2 protein-coding genes and 1 pseudogene are annotated in these 3556 nt (G+C 32.8%); all 3 read left to right on the plus strand.

The annotated features are described in order from the left end of the window. Positions 1–883: pseudogene (locus CQA53_RS12570) on the plus strand (hypothetical protein); the annotation flags it as partial. Beyond that, entirely contained in the window at positions 876–1553 is a 678-nt protein-coding gene (locus CQA53_RS10420; RefSeq protein ID WP_115543900.1) for a hypothetical protein, read from the plus strand. The pseudogene CQA53_RS12570 and the gene CQA53_RS10420, both read left to right, overlap by 8 nt. A gap of 25 nt (positions 1554–1578) precedes the next feature. Next, positions 1579–3390, plus strand: coding sequence for a hypothetical protein (locus CQA53_RS10425; protein ID WP_115543901.1), 1812 nt, complete (start codon positions 1579–1581; stop codon positions 3388–3390). Positions 3391–3556: the final 166 nt, after the last annotated feature.

Here is a 3556-nt window from a genome sequence, read left to right on the forward strand (position 1 = left end):
GAATGATAAGAGATTCTTTAATACATTAGAAACTCTTAAGAAAGAATATAATATAAATACAAATGATAGGGTGATAGTAAGGTTGGAGGTGGAGTATGAGAATGCTATACCTATGGATGAGGCAATAGAAAAGCTTAGGAATGAATTGTATCTCATTGAAGCTGAAGTGGCAAATATGGCAAGAGAAATTATGAAAAATGTGAATGTGCGTGAGGCATATATACGAAACATCAAAGAAATGTCTAATCAATTATTGAAAGAAGTAGAAAAAGAGCAAGACATACATAAACGCAAGATTCTAGCAAAACGATTAGCTCAAGATGCCAATAAATTTCGCAATGAAACAATGAATGATATGCGTGCTAAAAGCACTTATTTTGGAAGAAGTATCGCAGAAGCTATGAAAAAGGACGGAAAACCTTTTGAGGCAATGATAGAGAAAAAAATAAAAGATTTAGAATACAATAAACCTTTCGAACAACTTACAAAACAGGAACAAACAAAAGTATTTGAAGAAATTATTAAATCATCGGGCAATAGCAGGCAGAGTGTAAATCTTAAAATCGTAGGATTTAAATATCTTGGACGATTTTTGGTTATTGTGTCTTTTGGTGCATTTGCCTATGATATGTATATATCTGAAAATAAAATTAAAACCTTTTTATCTAGTGGAGTTAGCTTTGGGTTTGGATTGGCTGGAGGTGCTGGTGGTGGTATGGTGGGTTATGCAATATGTCCATTTACTGGCTGGTTTTTTGTTGGCTGTGTAGGCATAATGTCTGTAGCTGGAGCGTATTTTGGTGCAGAACTTGGAGATTTTATTGTGAATGATTATTTTAGTCAAGAAATAAATGATTTTTTAAGGGAACATAATCTTGACTAAGCTATCACAACAAGAATTAGAAATTTGCTATATTATAAGCAAAGTTTTTGACTTTGGCACAGATTACAAGGCTTCATTGCAACAAAAATATGAATTGGTGCAAGAATGCAAAGAGATTTTACAAGACACAAGACACACAGAGGAATTTAAAAGGCATTATCAAGAAGTGCTAGTGCGTATAGAAGATAGAGAAAAAGAAGTAGCATTAGAGAGCGTAAGAGAAAAATATATAGAGATAAAAAATAAGATTTTTATTATCAAGGCAGATTTTAGCAAAAAGGATTTAGAGAGGCTTTTTCCATTTGTAGCGTGGATTTGCTGGAGTAAGCCTAGTGCTATGAGCCATTGGGGTGGAGGTGATTTTGACTTTTGGGATAAAGAGGAATTTTTCAAAGAAGCCCTAAGCCGACAAAAACTTTTTTCTTCTTGTATTTATAGGCTTTGTAAAAATCTGCTTATGCAAATAGTAAAAGGGCATTATATGATTCTCTGCCATACTTTTGCTTTTGCGAATCTCTCGCCAACACAACAAGAGCATTATTTGCAAAAAGATTTTTGCATACATTCTTTTGCTACTGCTATGATATATTTTTATGCAATCATTGGCATCGCCCTTGCTTATCCCTTGTATGTGGGTGTGAAAAAGGTACTTATATGGATAGCTCAATAAATAAACAAACCCAAATACAAATTGCTTGTATATTAAGCGATATATTTTTAGATTTTATCTATATCACAATGATGATGGTAGTATCAATATAGAGGCAACAAAAGAATTTTATAGTGAAATAAAAGATAAAGTTTTTACAATCTATCCTAGCTTTAGCAAGAAAGAACTAGATTCTATCTTTCCTACGATAGCGTATTATTGTATGTATGATATAAGTAAGAGTATTTTTTATGATGAATTAAGCTTGTTTGATAAAGATTTGATGAGAGTATATTTGAGAGATGGTTGGAATATTGAGTTGCAATATGACCATAATTTCAAATTTAATATCCTACAAATTTTTACCACTTGGCGCAATTACTCTTGGCTGGATAGACAAATGAAAGCAGAGTGCGCAATGCGAGATAATAAGCATAATTACATTGCAAGACTTAAGGGACACAACAAAGGAGTAAATATGTTATATATGACTGAAATTCTACATGGTGATTGTATTATCCACCCTAATACCAATCTCATTCCTTACGATATGGGTTTTTGGGGCTATTTTGGATTGTATAATACGCTCATTCCCCCACTCCCTACAACACTCTTTTGGACACTCAAGGTGCATAAGGTAAATGGGATAAAGCCTTTGTATTTAAAGGGAGAGGATATACCTTCTCTTGTATCTATCAAAGATGGAAAAAGAGAGCATATAGAAATGAGCGATGAAGAAGGGATATATTACACACATTTTCGTGATTATAGTGGGAGCTTTAAAGTAAAGGGTAATCTTAGAATCTCACAAAGCCTTAATCTAAAAGAAAAAGCCCCCATTGATATAATGATATTCTTTGATAAAGAAAGTGCTTTAGCTATGGATACAGGTAATTTTCTTTTAAAAAGTCCCTATAAAGATGATATATATAATCACAAGATTGTCAGGGAGATTCTAGGGGAGGAGAGATTTAGACGCCTTATGTCAAAGCGATTTCATTATGAGACAATCGCTATTGAAGCACAGATAGGCAATATCGATGGATTATACACGATTAAGAATCCTATTTGCGCGCTTATAGCGGATTATAATTTCTCTTTTTTTAATGATGAGGATGCGTATGAATGGCAACTTACAAGAACTACTCCACTAGAGTTTGGTGGCTTCCCAATGGCAAATATCCTAAGCTTTAAAGTGGTAAATACATTCTTTGAACTTGTAGAATATAATGATATATTTCAAGGTGAATATTATATCGATACATTTTTAGAGGATATTCCTAAGGTAGATTCTAATGCAACGAAAAGTAATTTTGCTATCCCGATACTCAAAGGACTTTTCGCCACCACTACCACAAATGAAAATGATTTCTTTGTTAATCTACGAGATAAGCCAGATTCTAAAGATAGCAAAATCCTTATGCAGCTTTATTCACAAGGCTTTAGGACAAATAATAAAGAAATCCAATATGATTTCTATGCAAGGGCAGGAGAATCTGATGAGTTTTATGGGTGGTATAACACCCAGCTTAAGCTCCAAAAAGCCTATTTTCTTAAGTATAAAGATTCTATGATACATCCATTCTATTTTGATAGAGAATCTTATATAGATAATCGCACAGAAGCAAATGCTAAAGATTATATCATCTTTATACAAGATATTATGGAGAAAGATTGGGCAAAAGTATGGGTATTACGCTATGATAAATATATCGATGAGTATAAAAAAGGTGATGATATAAATGACAAATCTTATACCGATACATTCTTAGAATCTCCAAGTAAGATGATTATTAAAGAAGGCTATATCCATGCAAGTGGATTAGAACCTTATAGGGTATTTCCTATAAGAAGATAAAGGAAGTAATTATGAAGGCATTAAAAGAATCTCAGATTCATATTTCTTTGTTAAATGACAAAGATAGCAATCTGTCATTGCAAATGAAGCACAAGTGAAATGGCAATCCACTTTGAAAAAGAGGAATAACAATAAAGTGAGGGAATAATTGTCATTGCGAGTGAAT

The organism is Helicobacter didelphidarum (assembly GCF_003364195.1).
Lineage (GTDB): Bacteria > Campylobacterota > Campylobacteria > Campylobacterales > Helicobacteraceae > Helicobacter_A > Helicobacter_A didelphidarum.